20 protein-coding genes and 2 pseudogenes are annotated in these 23,696 nt (G+C 34.3%); 18 read left to right on the top strand and 4 right to left on the bottom strand.

Going from position 1 to position 23,696, the window contains the following annotated elements; genetic code table 11:
• The first annotated feature begins 10 nt into the window (after nt 1-10).
• Nucleotides 11-559: a cysteine hydrolase family protein gene (locus V7S50_RS18880; protein WP_242251838.1), complete on the top strand. Its 549-nt coding sequence runs from the start codon at nt 11-13 to the stop codon at nt 557-559.
• A gap of 36 nt (nt 560-595) precedes the next feature.
• Here the strand turns inward: V7S50_RS18880 and V7S50_RS18875 are convergent, their stop codons facing one another.
• Nucleotides 596-1,045, bottom strand: coding sequence for an NUDIX hydrolase (locus V7S50_RS18875; protein ID WP_063223323.1), 450 nt, complete (start codon nt 1,043-1,045; stop codon nt 596-598).
• 253 nt (nt 1,046-1,298) lie between these two features.
• On the opposite strand from V7S50_RS18875, the gene V7S50_RS18870 reads away from it, so the two are divergent.
• The 5 genes from V7S50_RS18870 (at nt 1,299) to adhP (ending at nt 6,537) form a co-directional block, all read left to right on the top strand.
• Entirely contained in the window at nt 1,299-2,192 is an 894-nt protein-coding gene (locus V7S50_RS18870) for a mechanosensitive ion channel family protein (protein ID WP_063223324.1), read from the top strand.
• A 179-nt stretch (nt 2,193-2,371) separates the two neighbouring features.
• Nucleotides 2,372-3,469, top strand: a complete 1,098-nt coding sequence (locus V7S50_RS18865) for a sensor histidine kinase (protein WP_180230810.1) — start codon at nt 2,372-2,374, stop codon at nt 3,467-3,469.
• A 14-nt stretch (nt 3,470-3,483) separates the two neighbouring features.
• Complete coding sequence (locus tag V7S50_RS18860; protein ID WP_242251839.1) at nt 3,484-4,119, top strand: response regulator; 636 nt, start codon at nt 3,484-3,486, stop codon at nt 4,117-4,119.
• A gap of 211 nt (nt 4,120-4,330) precedes the next feature.
• A complete protein-coding gene (locus V7S50_RS18855) occupies nt 4,331-5,185 on the top strand; it encodes a MurR/RpiR family transcriptional regulator (RefSeq protein ID WP_242251840.1) in 855 nt (284 codons plus the stop codon).
• Between the two features lie 314 nt (nt 5,186-5,499).
• Nucleotides 5,500-6,537, top strand: a complete 1,038-nt coding sequence (adhP, locus tag V7S50_RS18850; protein ID WP_242251841.1) for an alcohol dehydrogenase AdhP — start codon at nt 5,500-5,502, stop codon at nt 6,535-6,537.
• A gap of 150 nt (nt 6,538-6,687) precedes the next feature.
• Here adhP and V7S50_RS18845 read toward each other — a convergent pair whose 3' ends face one another.
• Together V7S50_RS18845 and V7S50_RS18840 are read right to left on the bottom strand one after the other, a co-directional pair.
• Nucleotides 6,688-7,707: an ABC transporter permease gene (locus V7S50_RS18845; protein ID WP_242251842.1), complete on the bottom strand. Its 1,020-nt coding sequence runs from the start codon at nt 7,705-7,707 to the stop codon at nt 6,688-6,690.
• The gene (locus tag V7S50_RS18840; protein ID WP_063223330.1) at nt 7,704-8,606 is read right to left on the bottom strand and encodes an ABC transporter permease subunit; all 903 of its coding nucleotides are present in this window, start codon (nt 8,604-8,606) and stop codon (nt 7,704-7,706) included. Before V7S50_RS18840 ends, V7S50_RS18845 begins: the two co-directional genes overlap by 4 nt.
• A 646-nt stretch (nt 8,607-9,252) precedes the next feature.
• Between V7S50_RS18840 and V7S50_RS18835 the strand changes: the two genes are divergently transcribed.
• The 4 genes and pseudogenes from V7S50_RS18835 to gnd all read left to right on the top strand — a co-directional run bounded on the left by V7S50_RS18835 (nt 9,253) and on the right by gnd (nt 14,127).
• Complete coding sequence (locus V7S50_RS18835; RefSeq protein WP_242251843.1) at nt 9,253-10,410, top strand: serine hydrolase domain-containing protein; 1,158 nt, start codon at nt 9,253-9,255, stop codon at nt 10,408-10,410.
• 153 nt (nt 10,411-10,563) lie between these two features.
• Entirely contained in the window at nt 10,564-11,895 is a 1,332-nt protein-coding gene (locus tag V7S50_RS18830; RefSeq protein WP_242251844.1) for an erythromycin esterase family protein, read from the top strand.
• 386 nt (nt 11,896-12,281) lie between these two features.
• A pseudogene (locus V7S50_RS18825) lies at nt 12,282-13,213 on the top strand (gluconokinase); the annotation flags it as partial.
• A 17-nt stretch (nt 13,214-13,230) separates the two neighbouring features.
• Complete coding sequence (gnd, locus tag V7S50_RS18820) at nt 13,231-14,127, top strand: phosphogluconate dehydrogenase (NAD(+)-dependent, decarboxylating) (protein WP_060630697.1); 897 nt, start codon at nt 13,231-13,233, stop codon at nt 14,125-14,127.
• Nucleotides 14,128-14,198: 71 nt separating this feature from the next.
• Here the strand turns inward: gnd and V7S50_RS18815 are convergent.
• Nucleotides 14,199-14,365, bottom strand: a pseudogene (locus V7S50_RS18815) (DUF2711 family protein); the annotation flags it as partial.
• 141 nt (nt 14,366-14,506) lie between these two features.
• Between V7S50_RS18815 and V7S50_RS18810 the strand changes: the two are divergent.
• The 8 genes from V7S50_RS18810 (at nt 14,507) to V7S50_RS18775 (ending at nt 23,657) form a co-directional block, all read left to right on the top strand.
• Nucleotides 14,507-15,727 carry a tetratricopeptide repeat-containing glycosyltransferase gene (locus V7S50_RS18810; protein ID WP_060630698.1) on the top strand — a complete coding sequence of 407 codons (1,221 nt, stop codon included), beginning with the start codon at nt 14,507-14,509 and terminating at the stop codon, nt 15,725-15,727.
• Nucleotides 15,728-15,761: 34 nt separating this feature from the next.
• Entirely contained in the window at nt 15,762-16,916 is a 1,155-nt protein-coding gene (locus V7S50_RS18805) for a glycosyltransferase family 1 protein (protein WP_242251846.1), read from the top strand.
• A gap of 147 nt (nt 16,917-17,063) precedes the next feature.
• The gene (locus tag V7S50_RS18800) at nt 17,064-17,600 is read left to right on the top strand and encodes an NADPH-dependent FMN reductase (protein ID WP_016088035.1); all 537 of its coding nucleotides are present in this window, start codon (nt 17,064-17,066) and stop codon (nt 17,598-17,600) included.
• Nucleotide 17,601: 1 nt separating this feature from the next.
• Nucleotides 17,602-18,831, top strand: coding sequence for an MFS transporter (locus tag V7S50_RS18795; protein WP_063223442.1), 1,230 nt, complete (start codon nt 17,602-17,604; stop codon nt 18,829-18,831).
• A gap of 63 nt (nt 18,832-18,894) precedes the next feature.
• On the top strand, nt 18,895-19,452 hold the full coding sequence (locus V7S50_RS18790) for a YdcF family protein (RefSeq protein WP_242251849.1): 558 nt from the start codon (nt 18,895-18,897) through the stop codon (nt 19,450-19,452).
• A gap of 102 nt (nt 19,453-19,554) precedes the next feature.
• Nucleotides 19,555-20,502, top strand: a complete 948-nt coding sequence (locus V7S50_RS18785) for an ABC transporter ATP-binding protein (RefSeq protein ID WP_063223440.1) — start codon at nt 19,555-19,557, stop codon at nt 20,500-20,502.
• A gap of 3 nt (nt 20,503-20,505) precedes the next feature.
• Nucleotides 20,506-22,017 (top strand): ABC transporter permease/substrate-binding protein, encoded by a 1,512-nt coding sequence (locus V7S50_RS18780; RefSeq protein WP_242251851.1) that lies wholly within the window; start codon nt 20,506-20,508, stop codon nt 22,015-22,017.
• 212 nt (nt 22,018-22,229) lie between these two features.
• Nucleotides 22,230-23,657 carry a basic amino acid/polyamine antiporter gene (locus V7S50_RS18775; protein ID WP_242251852.1) on the top strand — a complete coding sequence of 476 codons (1,428 nt, stop codon included), beginning with the start codon at nt 22,230-22,232 and terminating at the stop codon, nt 23,655-23,657.
• The last annotated feature ends 39 nt before the right edge of the window (nt 23,658-23,696 follow it).

Here is a 23,696-nt window from a genome sequence, read left to right as displayed (position 1 = left end):
AGAGATAGTAATGAAACGAGCTCTTATAAATATTGATTATACATATGATTTTGTAGCGGAAAACGGTGCTTTAACTTGCGGAAAACCAGGCCAAGAAATTGAAAAAGAAATTGTACATATAACGAAGCATTATATTGAAAATGGAGATTACGTTGTCTTTGCTATTGATAAACATGAAGAGAATGATGTATATCATCCTGAATCAAAATTATTCCCGCCTCATAATATAGCAGGTACAAATGGAAGAGATTTGTTTGGTGAATTACAAGATGTATACGAAACATATAAAAATGATGAGAATGTATATTACATGGATAAAACACGATATAGTGCATTTGCAGGAACAGACTTAGAGATGAAGTTAAGAGAAAGAGGAATTGAAGAGGTTCACCTTGTAGGGGTATGTACTGATATTTGTGTTCTTCATACAGCAGTAGATGCATATAATAAAGGATTTAAAATTGTAGTTTATGAAAAGGCGGTTGCATCTTTTAATGCGCAAGGGCATGAATATGCACTTGGACATTTTAAATCTTGTTTAAACGCAGAAGTGAAGTGAAAAAAGAGGCCGTTAAAAAAGGTCTCTTTTTTACTTTTAAATAGAAACGACATTTTGCTCGATTAGTTTTTTTAGGAACGGACTTATTTTTTCTGGTAACGCATTTATATCAAAAAATTGTACATGTAATGATTCAATTCCATCAGCTTTTAACGTACCGCCTGTAAGGTCTTTGCAAAGATATGCGATCGTTATAGGGTAAAATTCATCCCCGTTCGGTAATTTCACAAAAAATTCTTTTCCAGAAAATACGCTTATTAACTGTAAAGTTCCTATTTCAATCCCTGTTTCTTCGAGCACTTCTCGTCTTCCTGCTTCCTCTGTTGATTCACCTAGTTCAACGAATCCACCAGGGACACCCCAAATTCCATTTCGTCTTTGTTGAAGTAATATTTGTCCTTGTTCATTGAAAACAGCTACAGCAACTCCTGCTAGATTGAGTGGTCTTGATCCAATAACTTCTCTTAGTTCTTCGATATAGCCCATTGTTAGTAACCTCCGCGAATTAAAATATTTTCAAATGAACTATTCGGCGCGGTATTATTATTTCCTTTTTTGTTGATGGAAGTATTGCGGTCATAAAATAAAGTCGTTTATAAAAAATTCTATTGCAATCTCCCTTTAGATTATGAAAAAGGGTATATTTATAGGAGGATGTGTAACAAGTTTTAAGGAAATCAAAAAGTATTACAATAAATCAGTTTTGTATGAAATTTTTATTAGTTAAGGAAGTGGATGGATGAGTTTATTAACGTATACTGAAGAATTTTTTAATTATGTACGGGAGTTTTTGCTTTTAAGATTTTTACTATTTGCTTTAGTTCTGATCATTATTTCTTTTGTAATAAATCGCATTATTGATTGGTTTTTTAGGAAATCAAGCTTTTTTGATGAAGAGGTAGAGCAAACGATTCAAAGTGTGATTCGATCTATTTTTAGATATATTATTATCATCAGTCTAATCATATATTTAATTAGCCAATTTGTAGATATAAAAAGTATCATTGCAGGTGCAGGGATAGCAGGGGTTGTTATCGGTTTTGCTGCACAACAGATGTTGAAAGATGTTATATTAGGCTTTGCGAGATTAGCGGACAAAGAGTTTCGTGTTGGCGATTTTGTTACTTTTAACGGAACAAACTCAGGAACGATTGAGGAAATTAGTATTCGTTTTATGCAAATTCGTGAATGGTCAGGAAAACTCCTTACCATACCACATGGAGAGATTAGAACGATACAAAATTTTAATAAAGGATGGATGCGAGTAATTGAACGGATTACGGTAAGTTATCAGGAAGATCCTACAAGAGTAAAGGAATTGTTAGAAGAAGTTTGTGTTAATTGTAATGAAAAATTGGCTCCAAGTCTTTATAAAGTAGATGATGAAGCTGTTGAACCATTTAAATATGTTGGTGTTACAGATTTAAACCCGAATCTGAAATACGTTGGATATGAATTTTGTATTACAGGTTTAATAAAGCCAGAAGATTATTTTGAAACTTCTAGACAAGTAAGATTTGAATTAATGTCTATGTTCCATAAGAATCAAGTACAAATGCCAGCAGCCAATATGGTTGTTACTACTGAAAGTTTACAGCATATCCACAGTGGGCAATCTTTATCGGACAGCTAAAGTAGAACAGTTTGTTAAAAAAATTCTGCTTCCAACATTGTATAGAATAAAAATAATAAAATGATTTGATATAAAGAAAGAGCTGAAGGAATTCAGTTCTTTCTTTATTTGTAGAATTTAGAAATTTCTTAATGTTATAATGGTAGTTGGTGATGAAAATGAACTTTGAAGAAAAAGAGATGCATCGTTTAGAAGCATTAAAAGCAATTGCTGAATTATTAAATGAAGCAACAGATTTACAAGACATGTTAGAAAAAGTGTTACATACATTGTTACAAGTTATGAATTTACAAACAGGGTGGATCTTTTTTATTGATGAAAGTGGAAAGCACCGTATGCTTGTAGATCAAAACTTACCACCAGCTCTTACGTGGCAAGAGAAAAAGCCGATGTGTGAAGGAGACTGCTGGTGTGTAGAGCGTTTTGTAAATGGCAGATTGGAAAAAGCGACAAATATTATTGAATGTAAGCGAATAGAGGATGCGATTGAATGTAATTGGGGAGATACCGAAGATGTTACGCATCATGCGACAATTCCTCTTAGATCTGGATCGGAGAAGTTTGGTCTATTAAATGTCGCCTCTCCTCAAAAAACACATTTTTCAGAGGAAGAATTAGCATTATTAGAATCGATTGCATTTCAAATAGGAACGACAATACAACGTATTCAGTTAGTGGAAAAAGAACGTAAATACGTAGTGGTAGCTGAAAGAAATCGACTTGCACGTGATTTACATGATTCAGTAAAACAATTGTTATTTTCTATTATGCTAACAGCAAAAGGTACTCTAAATATGACACAAGATAGAGACTTGCAAGAGATGTTGAGCTATATTGGAGAATTATCACAGGAAGCATTACAAGAGATGACACTTTTGATTTGGCAATTAAGACCGGAAGGATTAGAGAAAGGTTTAGCAGAAGCAATTAAAAATTACGGAAAGTTGTTAGGGGTTCACGTGGAAGTTCGAATTGATGGAATGGTTTCAATTGGAGATGAAATAGAAGAAGTTTTATGGCGTATTAGTCAAGAAGCAATACATAATTGTAAAAAACATGCTTCATGTGAAAAGGTAAATGTTCTTTTGAAAATAGAAAATAATCAGCTGTATTTTTACATAGAGGATAACGGAATAGGATTTATACAAGATCACGTAAGAGAGTCAGCGCTCGGCTTAAAAAGTATGAAGGAACGTATTCAGTTAATGAGGGGATCATTTCAAATAAAAACTGAGCTGAAAAAGGGTACGAAAATTGAAATTCAATTGCCGGTTTGAAGGGGAGAAGAAGGTTGAAAATTAAATTACTACTAGTTGAGGATCATCATATCGTTCGAAGAGGACTTGTATTCTTTTTGAAAACGAGAGAAGAATTTGAAATAGTTGGGGAAGCAGAAAATGGTGAAGAGGCATTAACATTTGTCCGAACGGAAAGACCAGATGTAGTATTAATGGATCTATCAATGCCGAAGATGGATGGTATTGAAGCAACAAAACGAATAAAACAATATGATGAAACAATAAAGATACTTATATTAAGTAGTTTTTCAGAGCAAGATTATGTTTTACCAGCACTAGAAGCTGGAGCAGATGGTTATCAATTAAAAGAAGTGCAACCTGAACAACTTGTTACTTCTATTATTGCAGTACACCAAGGAAATACGAATTTTCATCCGAAAGTAACACCAGCACTATTAGGACGGTCAGCAGTTAAGAAGGAAAAAGAAAACCATTTTTCGATGTTAACGAAAAGAGAGCAAGAGGTACTTCGTGAAATTGCGAAAGGAAGAAGTAATAAGGAAATTGCAGCAGAGCTTCATATTACAGAACAAACTGTGAAAACACATGTTTCAAATGTTTTAGCTAAATTGGAAGTAGATGATCGTACGCAAGCTGCATTGTACGCAGTGAAACACGGGGAGAAATAATAAGTGTGAATAATTGTGTCACATATTATGAAACAATACATAGGAACAATTAAAAGTTTATTGTAAAGCTGAATAAAGGTTTTTCTTCTTTCAATAATTAGGTACAATAAAGTGAAACTTTAATTAGTGGAGGGTCTATTCCCGCTAATTATTAGCTCACACCAATTGGGTTTTTACTGGATAAAGCTACGATGGAAGGGGACGATATACTATGCCTGGAACAAGAAGTGGAATTGGAAAGATTCAGGCTTCGTTAAACGGTTTGTCACCGAAATTGCGAAGTATTGCCGAACATATTTTGAAACATCCACAAGATGTTGTACATAAATCTATTACTGAATTAGCAGAAGTTACGAATAGTTCCGAAGCTACGATATTCCGCTTATGTAAACACCTTGGTTTGCAAGGATTTCAAGATTTAAAGATTACATTAGCTCGTGAAATTGTACATACACCGATGCAAAATATTCATGAAGAAGTATCAGCAGAAGATAGTATGGTAACTGTTGCTAAAAAAGTTTTTCATTCGCATATTACAGGACTGCAAGATACATTACATTTGTTAAATGACACAGCATTAGAGCAAGCTGTAAAAGCTTTGCAAGAAGCAAATCGAATCGAGTTTTATGGAAATGGTGGCTCTGGTATTATTGCGATGGATGCGTATCATAAGTTTATGAGGACGGGTATTTCATGTATCGCTCATACTGATTCGCATTTTCAAATTATGGGAGCAGGTTTACTCTCGAAAAATTCAGTTGTTATCGGTATTTCTCATTCTGGTAGCAATAAAGGGTTACTTGAAGCATTAGAAATAGCGAGAGCAAGAGGAGCTAAAATTATTGCGATTACGAGCTATCAGAAATCGGCATTAAGTCAACTTGCTGATATAACGCTCTATACTTCAACACGTGAGACAGAATTCCGCACAGAAGCAAGTTCATCAAGATTAGCACAGTTAAGTTTGTTAGATATTTTATACGTTGGTTTATCGTTACAACGCCAAGAAGAAACATTGCAAAATTTACAAAGTATACGTGAAACAATTTCGATGAAACGAATATAAGAAAAGCTCTTCAAATGAAGGGCTTTTTTTTATTGGTAAATAGTTTGCTGATTTATTTTCTTGTAGAAATATGTGACTTACTTATAGGCAGTGATAGACTCTCATTTTTAAAAATATAAAATAAAAACCGACTTATGCAATAATTCAAATATTGTTCATAATTTCACAATTTGTTTATGAAGTGTCATGTTATGATAAACATGTAATGATGATTGAACACTTAAATTTGGCACGATGATTAGCCAAACTAGTGAAGACAGAAGTTGTGAGATGAACTCATAAAAAATTCTAAAACACTAAAGGGGAGATCACATATGAAAGCGGTAGTAGTTAATAAAAATAGAAAAGCAAATATTGAAGTTATTGAAAAGAAATTACGCTCGTTACACTCAGGTGAAGCACTAGTAGATGTAGAGTATTGTGGGGTTTGTCATACTGATTTACACGTTGCAAATCATGATTTTGGAAACACAGATGGCCGTATTCTTGGTCATGAGGGTGTAGGTATTGTGACGAAAATTGCTGATGATGTTACGTCACTAAAGATAGGAGACCGTGTAAGTATTGCATGGATGTTCCAATCTTGTGGACGTTGTGAATATTGCGTGACTGGTAGAGAAACATTTTGCCGCGAAGTTAAGAATGCTGGTTATTCAGTAGATGGTGGTATGGCTGAGCAATGTATTGTTACAGCTGATTATGCGGTGAAAGTACCAGAAGGATTAGATCCTGCTCAAGCATCATCAATCACATGTGCGGGCGTAACTACATATAAAGCAATAAAAGTATCAGATATTAAACCTGGTCAATCTATCGTAATCTATGGTTGTGGTGGATTAGGTAACTTAGCTATCCAATATGCTAAAAATGTATTTGGTGCAAAGGTAATCGCAGTAGATATTAATGATGATAAACTAGCCTTAGCAAAAGAGTTTGGTGCTGATATGACTATCAATCCAATTTCTCAAGGTCCTGCTGATAAGATTATTCAAGAGGAGTTTGGTGGTGCTTATGCTGCTGTAGTAACAGCTGTTTCAAAAGTAGCCTTCAATTCAGCAGTTGACGCAGTACGTGCTTGTGGTAAAGTCGTTGCAGTAGGTTTACCAGTAGAAACTATGGATTTGAACATTCCGCGTCTTGTACTAGACGGAATTGAAGTGGTTGGCTCTCTAGTCGGTACTCGTAAGGATCTAGAAGAGGCATTTATGTTCGGGGCAGAAGGGAAAGTAGTGCCGGTTGTTCAAACTTGTTCTTTAGATAAAGTACAAAATGTATTCGAAGAAATGGAACAAGGTAGAATTCAAGGGCGTATGGTAATAGATTTTAAACAGCATAATTGTGATTGCAAATAATTCACTTTAAATATAAAAAGTATGAGTCTAACAAAGTACATGTAAAAAAGTTAGACTGCATAAAAAGATGACCCCTGTATTCAATAGGGATCATCTTTTTTATATTCTACTGATATCAATGCCAATTCATACTTGATTAATGAGACATGATTAAAGGTTCACTTTATTTGCAAACGAAAAAGAATCTTTATGTTTAACAAATTTCTTTTGATCTGGAACGGATTGAATTGCTACAGTTTGCGAATCTCTTGCTTTCAGTGTATCTTGAATCCCGATTGTCATAAGCTTAATAAATAGAATCGTAATAAAGAATGAAGAGAGAGTATAAAAAATAATCCACCATGAAAGATTCATTTCAGTACGATTTAATCCAATAAGGCCTGCCCAATCATTAGATAGAGAAACAGGTTTAAGCACTCCGTCATAGAGTTCACGCATTTGTATCCCGCCAATTACAATGTTAAGCAACGCTAAATGGATAACGAGTATGAGTGTTTGGACGATATGTTCCATAAATAATACAAATAAGCGGTCAAGTAATAAGACTCGTAAGTGTTTTTTGATAATATGAAAACGGCTAGCACCCAGTAATTTTGAACTTAAGATGTAATCTCGTTTCATAAATTCATCAACCTCTGATGATATATATAAAGAAAGTGTAGGCAGAGCGACGAAAATAAGTACGAGTACTTGATAAAACGTAAATGAAATATTTGGATCTAACCCATCAGCATTTGATATGATTACAATATTAACGGGCGTGATGAGTATGAATGCGATAAATAGAGTTGGAATATAATAAAAAACTTCGGAGCATGCCTGGAAAAATCTCTTGAGTTTTGGAGCAAATAAACTTAAGAGGATTCCTATACATGTTCCACATAAAATTCGAAAGAAGCTAATTGCGACGGCTAATAAAATAGTGAATTTTGCTCCTTCTACAATTTGTAAGAAAACAGACTCTCCAAAACGATCAGATCCAAAAGGCGGAATTAACGATGGCGGAAAGGGGGCCTTTCCAAGTAATTCGTTATTGTCATTGTAAAGTAACTGAGGAGGTTTTGGGATGTTATCTTTAAAGAACCAACTATAAATAAAACTAGCTGAAATAAGTATGAATAGATAAGTAAAGCCGACTAAAAAGCGTTTTGATTTCCAAATAGATTTCATAATGCTACTCCTTTCAATTGCTTTTGCCATCTACTCATCATGAATGAGATTATTTGGAAAATGGCATAAAACGGTACAATAATCATAACAAGTATGATAAATGCAGCTGGAGGTGAAACAAACGCCTTATTAAATAAAAATTGAATAATGCCTTCCATATTAAAAACAAATTCTAAAATGAATAAATTAGAAAGTAAGAAAACAAAAATCGTTTTTAAATGGTGGAAGAAGTGGATAGATATATTTTTGAATAAATGAATGCATAGTATATAACTTGATGAAAGGCCTTTTCCATAGGCAACCTCTACATAATCTTTTCCATGTTCTTCTTTTATGTATAACACCATCATCCGAAACATTTGTAATGTAGGTAAGACTGCTAAAGATAAAATAGGGAGTAAATAAGCTCGATTTTCATTAAAAGAAATAATGGTGACAGGAGATTCCCCAAATTTCTTAAGTACCCATATGAAAAATATTTGCAAACAAATCATCATCATCATATCAGGGACAGCTTCTAATATGAACACAATTCGGTTTATCCATTTTTTTATATAATCTTTTGCTAAAAAATAAAAAAATGCCATGCTAGATGATAGAAAGAGCGCAAGTAAAAAGGCTAAAAATAATACAGTAAATGAATATAGGTAAGGTTCTAAAACAGTTGGGAATAAGGGTGTTTTTTTGAAACTACCAAATTTCGGGTCTGATCCTATAACCACTAATGATTCAGGGGAGAAAACATCTTTTAACATAGTAACAATCTGATTAAAAAAAAGAATTGGTTGAAAGGTAAATCCATTTTGAGTGATAAATAAATAAGGTAAATTTAATAATAATAAGAGTGATAAGAGAATTGATGAAAGCTTTATTGTGAATTGAGATATTTTATTTAACATTAAATCCCTCCGACATCTTTTTACAACATTATACAATAAATTCCTTGTTATTGTTTCTTATTTTTCTGAAAAATAAGAAATTAATTAAGTTTTATAATTATAATACGTAATTATATGGTTAAAAGGTTATAGTAAGGAGCCGATTCCTATGTCTATTAAGAAAAATGCGCAGTATTTCCATTTTCGAGGCATTTACTTTTCTTCAGTTGATTGGCATTTGGTGCTATTCCATTGCTATTAAGTTAATAGAACTAAGTTTTCTTAAAATAATAACCACCGAAATATAGAAGTAGTTTTGAACGTAAGGAATTTGTAAGAAAGGAGTAAGAAAAAAGAGATTTTCAATGTGTATGATCAAAATATAGAGAAGAACGAGAGGGGGGAATAGTTACTATATATTTTTATAAAAAACAAATTAATAAAACTCTATGGAAGAAAAGAAGAAATTATAGATGTTAACAGACATCTGAAGAAGAGGGATTAATCATTTATTAGGTCAGAGAGTTGCTTGTAGAAATAATTGATCTATAGATGATTGCAAATTCAGTGTTGACTTTTATCATTGGGAGAGTTGATAGCTATGTGGTTAGCATATGACATACCTATCAACCATCAATACAATTTAAATAGAGGAGAGGAATGCTTTATGAAAACACGCAGTAAAATTACATGTGCAAGTCTAGCGCTTTTAATAGCTGGAAGTTCCCTGTTATATATAACACCAAACTCAATTGTAAAAGCAGAACCCACGCAAAATGTATCTAGTTCGTTACAAACAAGTACGCAAAGCGATCGTACTTCCGTTAAGAAAGCAATACGGGATGCACTACAACTTGGATATCCGGGAATACTCGCTAACATTTCTAAGGGTGGTAAAACTTGGAGTTATACCGCTGGGGTAGCAGATGTGAGAACCAAGAAACCAATGAAAGCAGATTTTCGCTTTCGTATTGGCAGTGTAACGAAAACGTTCATTGCAACAGTTCTACTTCAATTATCTGGAGAAAATCGTTTGAATCTAGACGACTCCATTGAAAAATGGTTGCCTGGTGTCATTCAAGGAAACGGATATGATGGTAACCAGATTACGATCCGGCAAATATTGAATCATACAAGTGGTATTGCTGACTATATGAATTCAAAAGACTTCGATATTATGGATACAAAAAAATCGTATACGGCTGAAGAATTTGTAAAGATGGGGATTTCACTTCCCCCAGACTTTGCCCCAGGAAAGGGTTGGTCTTATTCAAACACAGGATACGTATTACTGGGGATCCTTATTGAAAAAGTAACTGGCAACAGCTATGCAGAAGAGGTTGAAAAACGGATTATTGAACCGCTTGATTTGTCAAATACATTTCTACCTGGTAATTCAAGCGTGATTCCAGGCACCAAGCATGCCCGTGGCTATATTCAACTAGACGGAGCAAGTGAGCTAAAAGACGTTACGTATATTAACCCAGGTAGCTCGGATGGAGATATGATTTCTACTGCTGACGATTTAAATAAATTCTTCTCATACTTACTCAGTGGTAAATTGCTGAAGGAACAGCAGCTAAATCAAATGCTTACTACAGTTCCTACAGATAGAGAAGGAACGGGATATGGTCTTGGAATCGTTGAATTTAAGCTTCCGAACAGTGTCTCGGTATGGGGACATAGAGGTAGCGTTCTAGGGTTTTCCACTTTTGTTGGTGGAACACTTGGAGGCAAGCATACATTGGCCGTCAATTTGAACAGCTTTAACTTTAGTAATCCTGATCCTTTTAAAAGTATTTTACTTGCTGAATTTAGGAAGTAGGCAAAAAGGAGAAATGGATAAGTTTTGTCATAGTTTTATAGTTTAAAACATACCATTTTGGTGGAAAAAACAACTTACTCTAAAAAAATTTAATACTCGTAATTAAGTATAAAAGAACGCTATCGTTTTAAGTAAATATTTCAGGAGGGTTTTATGAAAAAGAAAATGATTACTGCACTTGGTGTTTCTGCTATAATACTGACTAATTTTGTAGGAAGTACTTATGCAGACTCGAAAACAGGAGTTTCTGTTACAGCTCCCTACAATAAAAATCAAATAGCGGAATGGTTAGAAATGCACGCGAAGCCTTTAAAAACAACGAATCCAAATGCATCTTTTAATGATTTAAAACCACTTAAGAATATGGTAGGTTCAGCTTCAATTGTAGGTTTAGGTGAAGCTACGCATGGGGCTCATGAAGTTTTTACGATGAAAAACCGTATTGTGAATTATTTAGTATCTGAAAAGGGCTTTACCAACCTAGTTTTAGAAGAGGGGTGGGACAGAGCTTTAGAACTTGATCGATATGTTCTTACTGGTAAGGGAAATCCAAGCCAACATCTATCACCTGTATTTAAGACGAAAGAAATGTTAGATTTACTTGATTGGATTCGGCAATATAATGCTAATCCAAAACATAAATCTAAAGTGCGTATCATCGGGATGGACATTCAATCAGTAAACGAGAATGTTTATAATAATATAATAGAATATGTTAAAAGAACCAATTCAAAACTTGTGCCGAGGGTAGAAGAGAAGATAAAAGGTCTTATTCCTGTAACAAAGGATATGAGTACTTTTGAAAGCCTTACGAAAGAAGAAAAAGAAAAGTATATTTCAGATGCTAAACAAATTAGTGCTTTATTAGAGGAAAATAAAAGTTATTTAAATGGGAAATCTAAAGAGTTCGCATGGATAAAACAAAATGCTCGTATTATTGAACAGTTTACTACAATGTTAGCGTCACCTCCTGATAAACCATCTGATTTATATTTGAAACATGATATTGCAATGTATGAAAATGCGAAGTGGACTGAAGAACATTTAGGAAAAACCATTGTATGGGGGCATAATGGACACGTTTCGAAAACAAATATGCTTCCTTTTGTATACCCTAAAGTAGCTGGGCAGTATTTAGCAGAGTATTATGGAAAACAGTACGTATCTATTGGAACGTCAGTTTATGAAGGACAATACAATGTCAAGAATAGCGATGGTGAATTTGGCCCATATGGAATATTAAAATCGGATGATCCAAACAGTTATAACTACATCTTTGGACAAGTTAAAAAAGATCAATTTTTTATTGATTTACGTAAGGCAAACGGCGTGACAAAAACTTGGTTAAACGAACAACATCCAATTTTCGCTGGAGTAACTACCGAAGGGCCTGATATACCAAAAACTGTTGATATATCATTAGGTAAAGCGTTTGATATACTTGTTCAAATTCAAAAAGTGAGTCCATCTCAACTACATCAATAAATTTAGAATAATATACCTTAATGAAAAAATACGCTATTCTTTCTATAGAATCATAGGAAAGGATAGCGTTTTTGTATCTGATCTATTACAACAATTTGGTTAAGGAATGTAAAACTTTTTATCTCCTAATACCTTATGAAATCTTATTAAAAATGTTAGTTTTGTACAACGAACCACATACCCATCAAGCTAAAGAACTAGTTACCCAAAAACTAGAAAAAGAGTGTGTTTCAAAATTATGTAAATGAAAGGGAATTAGGGGATTTATTTTTCGTTACGAAAAAAATTTTCTTTTTAAAACTTGATTAAAGAAAAATATTTTATACACTAATTCATGTAAACAGTTTACTAGATCGTATTTTGCTAGAAACGAAGGGAAGATTCGCATGGAAACAAGGGGGAGAGTAATCGGGATTGATATCGGTACCACAAGTACAAAAACGGTTGTGTTCACAGAAAAAGGAAAAGCCGTTGCATCACATGCAGTTGATTATCCAATTATTCAACCGAACGTCGGATGGGCTGAGCAAGATCCTGATGTAATATGTGCCGCTGTCTATAAAACTGTAAGCGTTGCCATCGAAAAGGGTAATGTATTACCAGAAGATATTTCTTCAATCGGTATTAGTACAGCAATGCACGCATTAATTGCAGTAGATGAAAATGGTGCGCCGTTAACGCGCTCTATTATTTGGGCAGATAATCGTAGTACGAAACAAGCAGAAAAATTATTACAACATATGAATGGACATGAAATTTATAAACGTAAGGTACACCAATTCATCCAATGTCTCCACTATCTAAGTTGTTATGGATGAAAGAAGAGGAACCAGAATTATATAAAAGTGCTTATAAATTTATTTCTATTAAAGAGTATGTTATTTACCAATTATTTTCACGCTACGTAGTTGATTATTCCATTGCTTCTGCTACAGGGTTATTCAATTTAGAAACGTTAAATTGGGATGTTGATGTGTTGGGAATGTTAAATATTTCTACAGAACAATTATCAACTCCAGTACCAACTACATATATTTTATCGGGTATGAAACCGGAATTAGCACAAAAGATGGGGATTCGTAAAGATACTCCAGTTGTTATTGGTGCAAGTGATGGAGTTCTTGCGAATGTAGGCGTTGGTGCAATATCGCCTGGCTCAGCTGCAATTACGATTGGAACAAGTGGTGCAGTTCGAACGATTTCATCAAGTGTTAATACAGACGAAAAAGGAAGAACGTTTTGTTATGCATTAACAGACGAGCATTGGGTGATCGGCGGACCAACGAATAACGGCGGAATATTATTGAGATTGTATAGAATGGGAGATTGATTAATATGAAACTAGGTTTAATTGGATTAGGAAAAATGGGATTCCCATTAGCGGAACATTTATATGAAGACAAGCATGAAGTAGTTGTATATGACGTAAATAAAGAGCTTGTTGAAAAGGCAGGAAAACTAGGAATTACTGCACGTCATACATTAAAAGAAATGATTGCTGAACTAGAAGCTCCTCGTACAATTTGGGTAATGGTACCTGCTGGAGAAGTTGTAGAGTCAGTACTAAAAGATGTATATCCATTATTAGAGGAAGGCGATATCGTTATTGAAGGCGGAAATTCATTCTATAAAGATACGTTACGCCGTGCAGAAGAAGCGAAAAGCTTTGGTTTACATTACGTAGATATCGGAACATCTGGTGGTGTAGAAGGAGCGAGATACGGTGCTTGCTTAATGGTTGGTGGAGAAAAAGAAATTTATGATCAATTAGAACCTTTATTTAAAGATTTAGCGGTAGAAAATGGGTATTCTTATGCAGGCCGCGTTGGTAGTGGGCATTTCTTAAAAATGGTACATAACGGTATTGAGTACGGCATGATGCAAGCAATCGCTGAAGGGTTTGAAGTGTTAGATAAAAGTGATTTTGATTTCAATTATGAAGATGTTGCAAAAGTATGGGCGAACGGATCAGTTATCCGTGGCTGGTTAATGGACTTAACTGAAAAAGCATTTGCAGAAGATCCGAAACTAGATGGCATTAAAGGTGTAATGAACTCTTCAGGAGAAGGGAAATGGACTGTTGAAACGGCACTTGAACTTCAAGCAGCGGCACCGGTAATCGCGATGTCACTATTTATGCGCTACCGTTCTCAAGAAGATGATACATTCCATGGAAAAGTAGTTTCAGCACTACGTAATCAGTTCGGCGGACATGAAGTTGTAAAAAAATAAGGATGTTTTTGAAAAGAAACTTGTGCATAAGCGCAAGTTTCTTTTTTAGAGCTTAAGAAATCACTAATTTTAAAATAGCAATCAGTCATTGTTTTTTATTACAAATGACAGCTTCAACGTTCATCGATTGAACAATGTATTCTATATTTTCGTCTTTAACTAATAATAAAGTTGTAAAGGATTCATACATACTCATAAATGCTTAATCCTTGTTTTCGTTAGTAATAATTAACTCATTCTAGCTAATGTCTCAATATAAAAATAAGAATAAATAAAATGAAGTTTTCATAAATAGTAAAAGGATGCTTATGTCATCAGTGTAGCTATGAAATGGTGTTACATATGAAAAGAGCGTGTTAATAAAATATGAGGTGGTTAAATGGGAAATGAGCAAGTGAAGAATGTAGGGGAAGAAAAAAAATTATGTCTTTGTATGATTGTTAAAAATGAGTCTAGAATTATGGAAAGATGTTTAAATGCTACAAAATCAATTGTAGATTTTGTTTCTATTTGTGATACTGGATCAACTGATAATACACCTGAAATTATTGAAAATTGGTGTGAAGAAAATGAAATTCCTGGAACAGTTCATCATGAACCATTTAAAAACTTTGGTTATAATAGAAGTTTAGCTGTTTCATTAGCACAAAAAACATATCCAGAAGCAGATTATTTATTAATATTAGATGCAGATATGATATTAGAAGTTGATCCTGAGTTTGATAAGACTAGTTTAACGGAAGACCATTATCTTACACTGCAATATGATATTCATATTAAATATTGGCTTACACGGCTTTTAAAAGCTTCTTTACCATGGAAATCTGTCGGTGTTACTCATGAGTATTGGGATATAGATCGTTCCAAAGTTGGAGCGAATTACAATACGAGAGTAGCTAGGCTAGAGACGCTTGTCGTTAATGATCCTGGGGATGGCGGTAGTAAAGCTGATAAATTTGAAAGAGATGAGAGGTTGTTGTTACAAGGAATAAACGATCCAGAAACAACGCCAGACTTGCATATAAGATATTTATTTTATTTAGCCCAAACTTATTTTCATTTAAGTCAATTTGAAGATTCAATTAAATGGTATAAAAAACGAGTGGAAGCAGGCGGATGGGTTGAAGAGGTATTCTACTCGTTATTGAGAATAGGATTTTGTTATGAACAATTAGCGAACCGTTCAGCAAATAAACAACATGAAGTAACAGAAGCGGATGAAAAAGAAAATGCTAAGAAGCAAGAAGAACAATATACAGCATTAGCTGTTCTTTATTTTCAAAAGGCGTGGGAATATAGACCAACTAGGGCTGAGCCGTTATATCAACTTGCAAGAATGTATCGATTAAAATCTCAAAGCAATATTGCTTTGATGTATGCCCTGCAGGGAAAGGAAGTGCCTTTTCCGAAAGATGATCTTCTATTTGTAGATTATCATGTGTATGATTACTTATTTGATTATGAGATTTCTATAAATGCTTTTTATATACCACATAAAAAACATTTAGGTGCAGTATCACAAAAATATTTAGAATCGAAAAAAGAAGAGTTACCATTGCATATAGCAAATATGGTGGAAAGTAATGCGAAATTTTATTAAATACAATTTCGGTTAAAGGAGTAGTGGAGTAATCATGGAATTAATACGATGGGCGCTAGAACTAGGGGAATCGGTGCATGGAAATACGTATGAAGAATTGATGCCACTACTAGATTACTATTATGATCGTGATCATTTAAAAGCGTATTGTATCGCAAATCTTCTTTTAGACATGGACGTAGCAGATGAACATCGGCAAAGAATTGAATTAAGAAGGTGCATTGCTGCTTATTATGCTGGATTATATAAAGTAGCAAAAAAACATGCAAATGAGCTTTTACTGAAATATCCGGATGTGGATTTATATAAAAATAATTTAAGGTTAATGGAAGCATATTTGAATAAAGGATATGATTATTGTCTGTTTATATGCCCAAAGACGTATGGGAGCTTCATAGATGTCGCGCGAGCTTTGAAATGGCGATTAGAGCAGGAGGGAAATACAGCAATCATATCAGAAACAATACTAGAAAATGTGAAAAATACAATTGTTTTTGGAGCGCATACATATGCACATAACCCGAATCTACTTCCGAAAAATGCAATTATTTATAATCTAGAACAGCTATATGAAGGAAGCCCTTATGCGCACCCACTTTATTTAATGTTATTAAAAGATAAAGAAATTTGGGATTATAGTAAACAAAATATAGAATGGTTAAAACAAAAGGGAGTAGGAAAAGAAATAAAACATGTAGGAATGAACTATGCACCAACTTTAGAAATAAAAAAAGATGTATTTGAAGATGAGATTACGGAAGACATTGATATACTGTTTATAGGTGCTCTTAATCCGAGGCGGCAAGCTATTTTGGATCAATTAAAAGCAGTTGCACCCAATTTAAATATTGTTTTTAAAAATAATGCTTGGGGAATTGCTAGAAATGAGCTAATTGCTAGGTCTAAAATTATTTTAAATATTCATTTTTACCTATCAGGAATTCTTGAGACACCACGTGTTTCTTATGCAGTGGCAAATAAGAAGTTTATTATTTCGGAAAATAGTAATCCCGAAGACGAGATAGAGTGGCCAGGAATTGTATTTACTTCGTACGAAAAAATGATAGACAATATAATGAAATATGTAGCCTTACCAGAAGAACGTATCAAATTAGCAGAAAAAGCGTATAACCATTTTGAAGCTAAAGGTAGTATAGGCATACTGAGTCCTAAAGGGGAGAAAAAATAATTGTGAAGAACTCATACTTTCGTATGAGTTCTTTTTTTTCTTCTATCATACTATTTTATCAAGATAGTTCCCTCTTTATAGTGTGTTTTGTATAGAAATTTCTGATAATATATAAGTGTAACTTGAAAACAAAGGGGAGAAATAATGATGAAACTAGTTGTTATTAACGGTACACCAAGAAAATTCGGTAGAACTCGCGTGGTAGCAAAATATATTGCAGATCAATTTGAAGGGGAATTATATGATTTAGCGATAGAAGAGTTACCGTTATATAACGGGGAAGAATCACAACGCGAATTAGAAGCGGTAAAAAAATTAAAGGCGTTAGTGAAAGCTGCTGATGGGGTAGTATTATGTACACCAGAATATCATAATGCGATGAGCGGCGCGCTGAAAAATTCATTAGATTACTTAAGTAGTAGTGAATTTGTTCATAAACCTGTCGCATTACTTGCGGTTGCAGGAGGCGGTAAAGGTGGAATTAACGCATTAAACAGTATGCGCACTGTTGCTAGAGGGGTATATGCAAATGCAATACCAAAACAAGTGGTGCTTGATGGACTTCATGTACAAGACGGTGAACTCGGAGAAGATGCAAAACCATTAATTCATGATTTAGTTAAAGAATTAAAAGCATATATGAGTGTATATAAAGAGGTGAAAAAGCAACTAGGAGTTGAGTGATATGTCATCTCTATATAAAGATTCACGCTTGTATTTCATTCTGGGGGCCAATAGTCTATCAGCTATTGGTTCCGGAATTGTAATGATAACGATTCCGTGGTTGTTAATTAAAGAAAGTGGAGGGGAGACAACGTTTGGCTATGTTTCCATCATCTCAACTCTAATTATGTTTTTATTAACGCCATTTATCGGGCAAAGTATTGATCGCTTCTCAAGAAAATCTTTATTGTTATGTAACGAAGGAATCGGGATAGCCGTAATCGGAATAATGGTTATATGGGGATTTGCGGGGCAATCCTATCATTCTATTCACTATATTCTTATTTATATAGCAGGGTCTTTTTACTATTTGTTATTTTATCCTACAATTTTTGCATTTAACCAAGAAATTTTTCAAGCAGAACATTATAAAAGTTTAAGTGGGACGATGGAAATACAAGGACAGTTAACACAAGTTATTTCAGGAGCAGCCGCGAGCTTCCTAATTGAAATTGTGTCTTTGAAGTGGATTTTGTTAGTAGATATGTTTACTTTTGTAGGAGCACTTTTCCTGTTCTTATGTATACCATACGTAAAGAAAAAGGAAGTAAAAAAGAAAGTAACATTTAAGAAGCAATTGTTCGAAGGAATTCACTTTATGAAAAAACGTCCCAAGCTCTTTTGGTTCTTACTGGCCACTTATATGCCGTTTATCGGTGTCATGATGGCAAATTATTTAATACCAGTTTATATTTCGGATATACTCAAAGCCAATGCCTCTGTATATGCAATAGAGGGCATGATGTATGGTGTCGGAGCGGTTGTTGCAGGGATCTGTATTCCACTTATAATGAAATATGTGAAAACAGAAGTTTCAATCGTTATGACGATGTTCATTTATGTAATTTCAATTACCGTAATGATTATTGAACCTTCCGTAATTTTGTTATATGGACTTGCGATTTTACATGCGATTGGAAATGCGGGGACAAGAGTGGCGAGAAATGTATTGATGATGGAGGAAATTCCAAACGAAGTAATGGGACGCGTAGACAGCTTATTTCGATTAATTGGTACAGGAATACGAATTGTATTATTAATGCTGTTTACAGCTGGTGTATCTAAAGCTGGGGTAATGCTCCCTTTTTACGTATTAAGCTGCATATTGATCTTTTCATTAGGAATCGCTATTTATTATGTACTTTCACAACGTAAAGTAGGGACGAACGTTTCAAATAAATCAATCGTATAAAAAGTTCTTCTGCCTTCCTATTTTTTTCTATATAATAAAAAGAAAGGGAGTGCAAACTTATTTATGAACAAATGGATCTTGCTTAGCATCTTATTATCACCACCAATATACATTATTTATATGACGTTTCAAATGAAGAAAGTTGCTCGTGAAAAGTTGAGCCAAGACTCTCCGTACGTTCTTATACTGGGTGCAAAGTTATTTGGAGATAGACCGTCTTTATCTCTTCGAAATCGTTTAGATGTAGCGCTGGAATATTTATATTCTCATCCTGATGTAAAAGTAATTGTTTCAGGCGGTCAAGGGGAAGATGAAGATATACCAGAAGCTCACAGTATGAGAAACTATTTAATGGCACATGGTATAGATGAGAGTCGTATTTTAATAGAAGACAGCTCTACAAATACGTATGAAAATTTAAAGTTTAGTATGGATTTATATGATGTGAAACATGCGGTAGTTGTAAGTAATACGTATCATTTATATAGAACGAAAATAATTGCAAAGCGTTTAGGTATGAAGATGGAGGCACTAGCTGCTGAAACACCAATGCGTTCTAAGAGAAAAATGTATGTGCGTGAATATGCTGCTATAATGAAAACAATATTGTTAGACCGTTAGAGCTCAAATGTGAGCTCTTTTTTTGTGGAATAATGCGTATCATTTGAAATGAATTCCATATTCCATCAAAATAAAGAAAACAACGATAAAGGAGTTGTATTTGTGATTCAGTTTAATCAAGTGTCAAAATCATATGAAGATGGCACAAAAGCAGTGGATTCATTGCATTTAGAAATTAAAAAAGGAGAATTTTTTGTTCTCATTGGTCCGAGTGGTTGCGGGAAAACAACGACAATGAAGATGATTAATCGTTTAATTGAAACGACAGAAGGCTCAATTTTAATCGATGGAAAAGATATTCAACAATATAATATTAATGAATTACGTTGGGATATAGGGTACGTGCTGCAGCAAATCGCTTTGTTTCCGCATATGACAATTGCAGAAAATATTGCAGTTGTTCCTGAAATGAGAAAATGGAATAAAGAAAAAATAAAAGCCCGTGTCGATGAGTTGCTACAGATGGTCGGGCTAGAACCAGATGTATATCGTAATCGTATGCCTGATGAATTGTCAGGGGGGCAAAAGCAACGTGTTGGTGTCGTAAGGGCATTAGCCGCAAATCCGAAAATCGTTCTTATGGATGAACCGTTTAGTGCGTTAGATCCGTTAAGTAGGGAACAGCTTCAGAAGGATATTGTACAATTGCAAAAAAAGATTCAAAAAACAATTGTGTTCGTAACGCATGATATGCAAGAAGCGTTATCGCTTGGAGATCGTATTTGTATTATGAAAGAAGGAAAAGTTGTTCAATTAGATACACCAGAAGGTATTATACATAATCCGAAAAATGAATTTGTAGAGGAGTTCATTGGAAATCGTGGACGACCTTGGTATGAGGGGAAAAGTATAGAAGATGTATTACCACTTGATGAAAGCATGCGGGTAGAAGGGGAGGCACTATCATTACATTCTTCTTTACAAGAAGCATTAGTTCGTGTACGAGCTGAAGAAGTCGTTCCAGTTGAAGAAAATGGTCAATATGTTGGTGCTTTAACAAGTCGTCATATTGTCAATTACATTGTTGAACAAATGAAGGAAAGAGGCTAAACAGTGACTGATTTTATACAAACGTTCCAAGAACGAAAAATAGAATTACTAACTGCATTAAGTGAGCATTTACAAATATCGCTTATTTCATTATTTTTTGCAGTAATTATTGCAGTGCCACTTGGCATTTTATTAACGAGAAAAGAACGACTGGCTGAGTTTATAATAGGAACTTCAGCAGTAATGCAGACGGTCCCATCGCTTGCATTACTAGGACTCTTAATTCCGTTAGTAGGAATTGGCAAACTTCCAGCCATTATTGCATTAGTTGTGTATGCACTATTACCTATTTTACGAAATACATATACAGGAATAAGGGGATTAGATGAATCTCTAATAGAAGCAGCGAGAGCTATGGGGATGAATAGTTGGAGAAGACTGTGGAAGGTAGAACTTCCTCTTGCCTTACCAATTATTATGGCCGGTATTCGTACGGCGATGGTATTAATTGTTGGAACAGCTACATTAGCAGCTCTTATAGGTGCTGGTGGGCTCGGTAAACTCATTTTACTTGGTATCGATCGGAATGATCATGCGCTTATCATTTTAGGGGCCGTACCAGCCGCGTTACTCGCTTTATTCTTTGATGTAGTACTTCGCATACTTGAACAACCAAAACGCTCTTCTAAGCGTGTTATATTGACGATATGCATCGCTCTTGTAATGGTCGCCGCTCCATTTCTTTGGAATACGCAAAAGAAAGATATTGTTATTGCGGGGAAACTTGGATCAGAACCTGAAATTTTGATTCAAATGTATAAGCAGCTTATTGAACAAGATACCGATTTACACGTACAATTAAAACCAGGTCTTGGAAAAACAGCGTTTGTATTTGAAGCGTTAAAATCAGGAGAAGTAGATATATACCCAGAGTTTTCAGGAACAGCTTTATCTACTTTCGTGAAGGAAGAACCGAGAAGTACAAATCGTGATGAAGTATATGAACAAGCTCGCATAGGAATGGAAAAGAAATATAATATGGCCATGTTGAAGCCAATGGAGTATAACAATACATATGCATTAGCTATGCCGAAAAAAATAGCAGCTCAAAATAATATAAATACAATTTCTGATTTAGGGAAAATTGCACAGGATGCGAAAGTAGGATTCACATTAGAATTTGCTGATCGTGAAGACGGTTATAAAGGAATGCAAAAATTATATAACTATAAGTTTTCAAATGTGAAAACGATGGAACCGAAACTACGTTATAGTGCAATTCAATCAGGGGATGTTAACGTAATCGATGCATATTCAACAGATAGTGAGCTGGAGCAATACGGACTTAAAGTACTAAAAGATGATAAAGGATTATTCCCACCATACCAAGGTGCACCATTATTAAGAAAAGAGACATTACAGAAATATCCTGAACTTGAAAAAGTGTTAAATAAATTATCTGGGAAGATTACAGATGAAGAAATGCGAAAAATGAATTATGAAGTAAATGTGAATGGGAAAAGAAGTGAAGAGGTTGCGAAACAATTTTTACAAAAGGAGAATTTAATTCGTTAATTTTACAAAAAATATACAAATTTATATGTGTGAAATGACCGTTCATTACAAAATGAACGGTTTTTTTGTGCATACTTATACATTTTTTCAAAAAAGTATTCCATTTTTCTTCATTTTCTTTTAGAATAAGTAATGTTTTCCTGAAAAAATATAAGAGAAACGTCTATTAGAGAAAAGGTGACTTTAATAGTTGAACGAACATAACACCTAGAATGACAGATGGGGTGGTACAAATAGAAAAGAAGTTAGGGTTTTTTCCATTAATTGCATTAGTAGTCGGAACAATGGTTGGTGGCGGTGTTTTTAGTTTACCGCATGATTTAGCAGTAGGAGCGAATAGTGGATCTATAATAATTGGCTGGTGTATTACAGCGATGGGAATGATTCCACTTGCGCTCGTATATCAAACGTTAGCAAGACAAAAACCGGAGCTTGAGGGCGGAATTTATAGTTATGCACGTGCTGGTTTCGGTGAATATATTGGATTTAACAGTGCTTGGGGATACTGGCTAGCAGGAATTTTAGGAAACGTTGCAACAATCATGTTACTGTTTAGTACATTAGGTTATTTCTTCCCCATTTTTAAAGGCGGAAATAATGTTGCGTCTATCGTTGGAGCATCGCTTTTATTATGGACACTTCATTTTCTAATTTTATTTGGAATTCGTGAAGCATCAATTATGAATGTGATCGCAACAATAGGAAAATTGGTTCCAATCGTATTATTCATTGTTGCCATGGTAACAGCGTTTCGATGGGATACATTTACACATGATTTTTGGGGAGAAGGAACTATTTCAGTTTCCTCTATACTTGGTCAAGTGAAAAATACAATGCTTGTAACTCTTTGGGTTTTCATTGGGGTTGAAGGAGCGGTAGTATTATCTGGAAGAGCAAAAAATAGTCGAGATGTAGGTAAAGCGACAGTATTAGGGCTTATTTTAGTAATGTCTATTTATATTTTAATTTCTGTTCTATCAATGGGAGCGATGACAAGGGGAGAGCTTGCTGTTTTAGAAACGCCGTCAATGGGACATGTATTAGAACATGTTGTTGGGACATGGGGCGCAGTTGCGATTAATATCGGATTAGTTGCTTCACTTGTAGGTACATTAATAGGTTGGTTTTTACTTGTTTCTGAAATTTCCCACGTAGCAGGAAAAGATGGCGTGTTTCCGAAAGTCTTTACAAAAACAAATAAAAAACAAACGCCGCATATGGCATTATGGATCTCAAATGGTGTTGCCCAAATTATCTTTATAATTGTTCTGTTTTCAGAATCAACATATCAAATTATGTATTTCATAGCATCAACATCAATTTTAGTACCATATTTATTATCAGCGTTATTCCAATTTAAATTGGTAATTACAAATGAACTAAAAGATGCAAAAGTAAAAAACGGTTTGCTAGCTTTAGCTGCTTCCATTTACTCTGTATGGCTTATTTATGCAGCTGGTTTAAAGAATTTATTACTCGTTTCAATCGTATATGGAATCGGGATTATTGTTTATATGTATGCAAGAAAAGAAAAAAGGAATCGTTGTTTTACTGGCATAGAGAGATATGTAATGTGGGCAATTGTAGTTGCAGCTGTCACATCTCTTTATATGTTATTGACTGGAAATATAAAAATGTAAAAGTCCTTTTCATTTAAAGGGCTTTTTTCTTTGTCTAGA

This window comes from Bacillus sp. CCNWLW194, assembly GCF_037120585.1.
Taxonomy (GTDB): Bacteria; Bacillota; Bacilli; order Bacillales; family Bacillaceae_G; genus Bacillus_A; species Bacillus_A basilensis.
The sequence above is the reverse complement of the archived record's forward strand: the minus strand, read 5'-3'. Positions and strand labels throughout refer to the sequence as shown.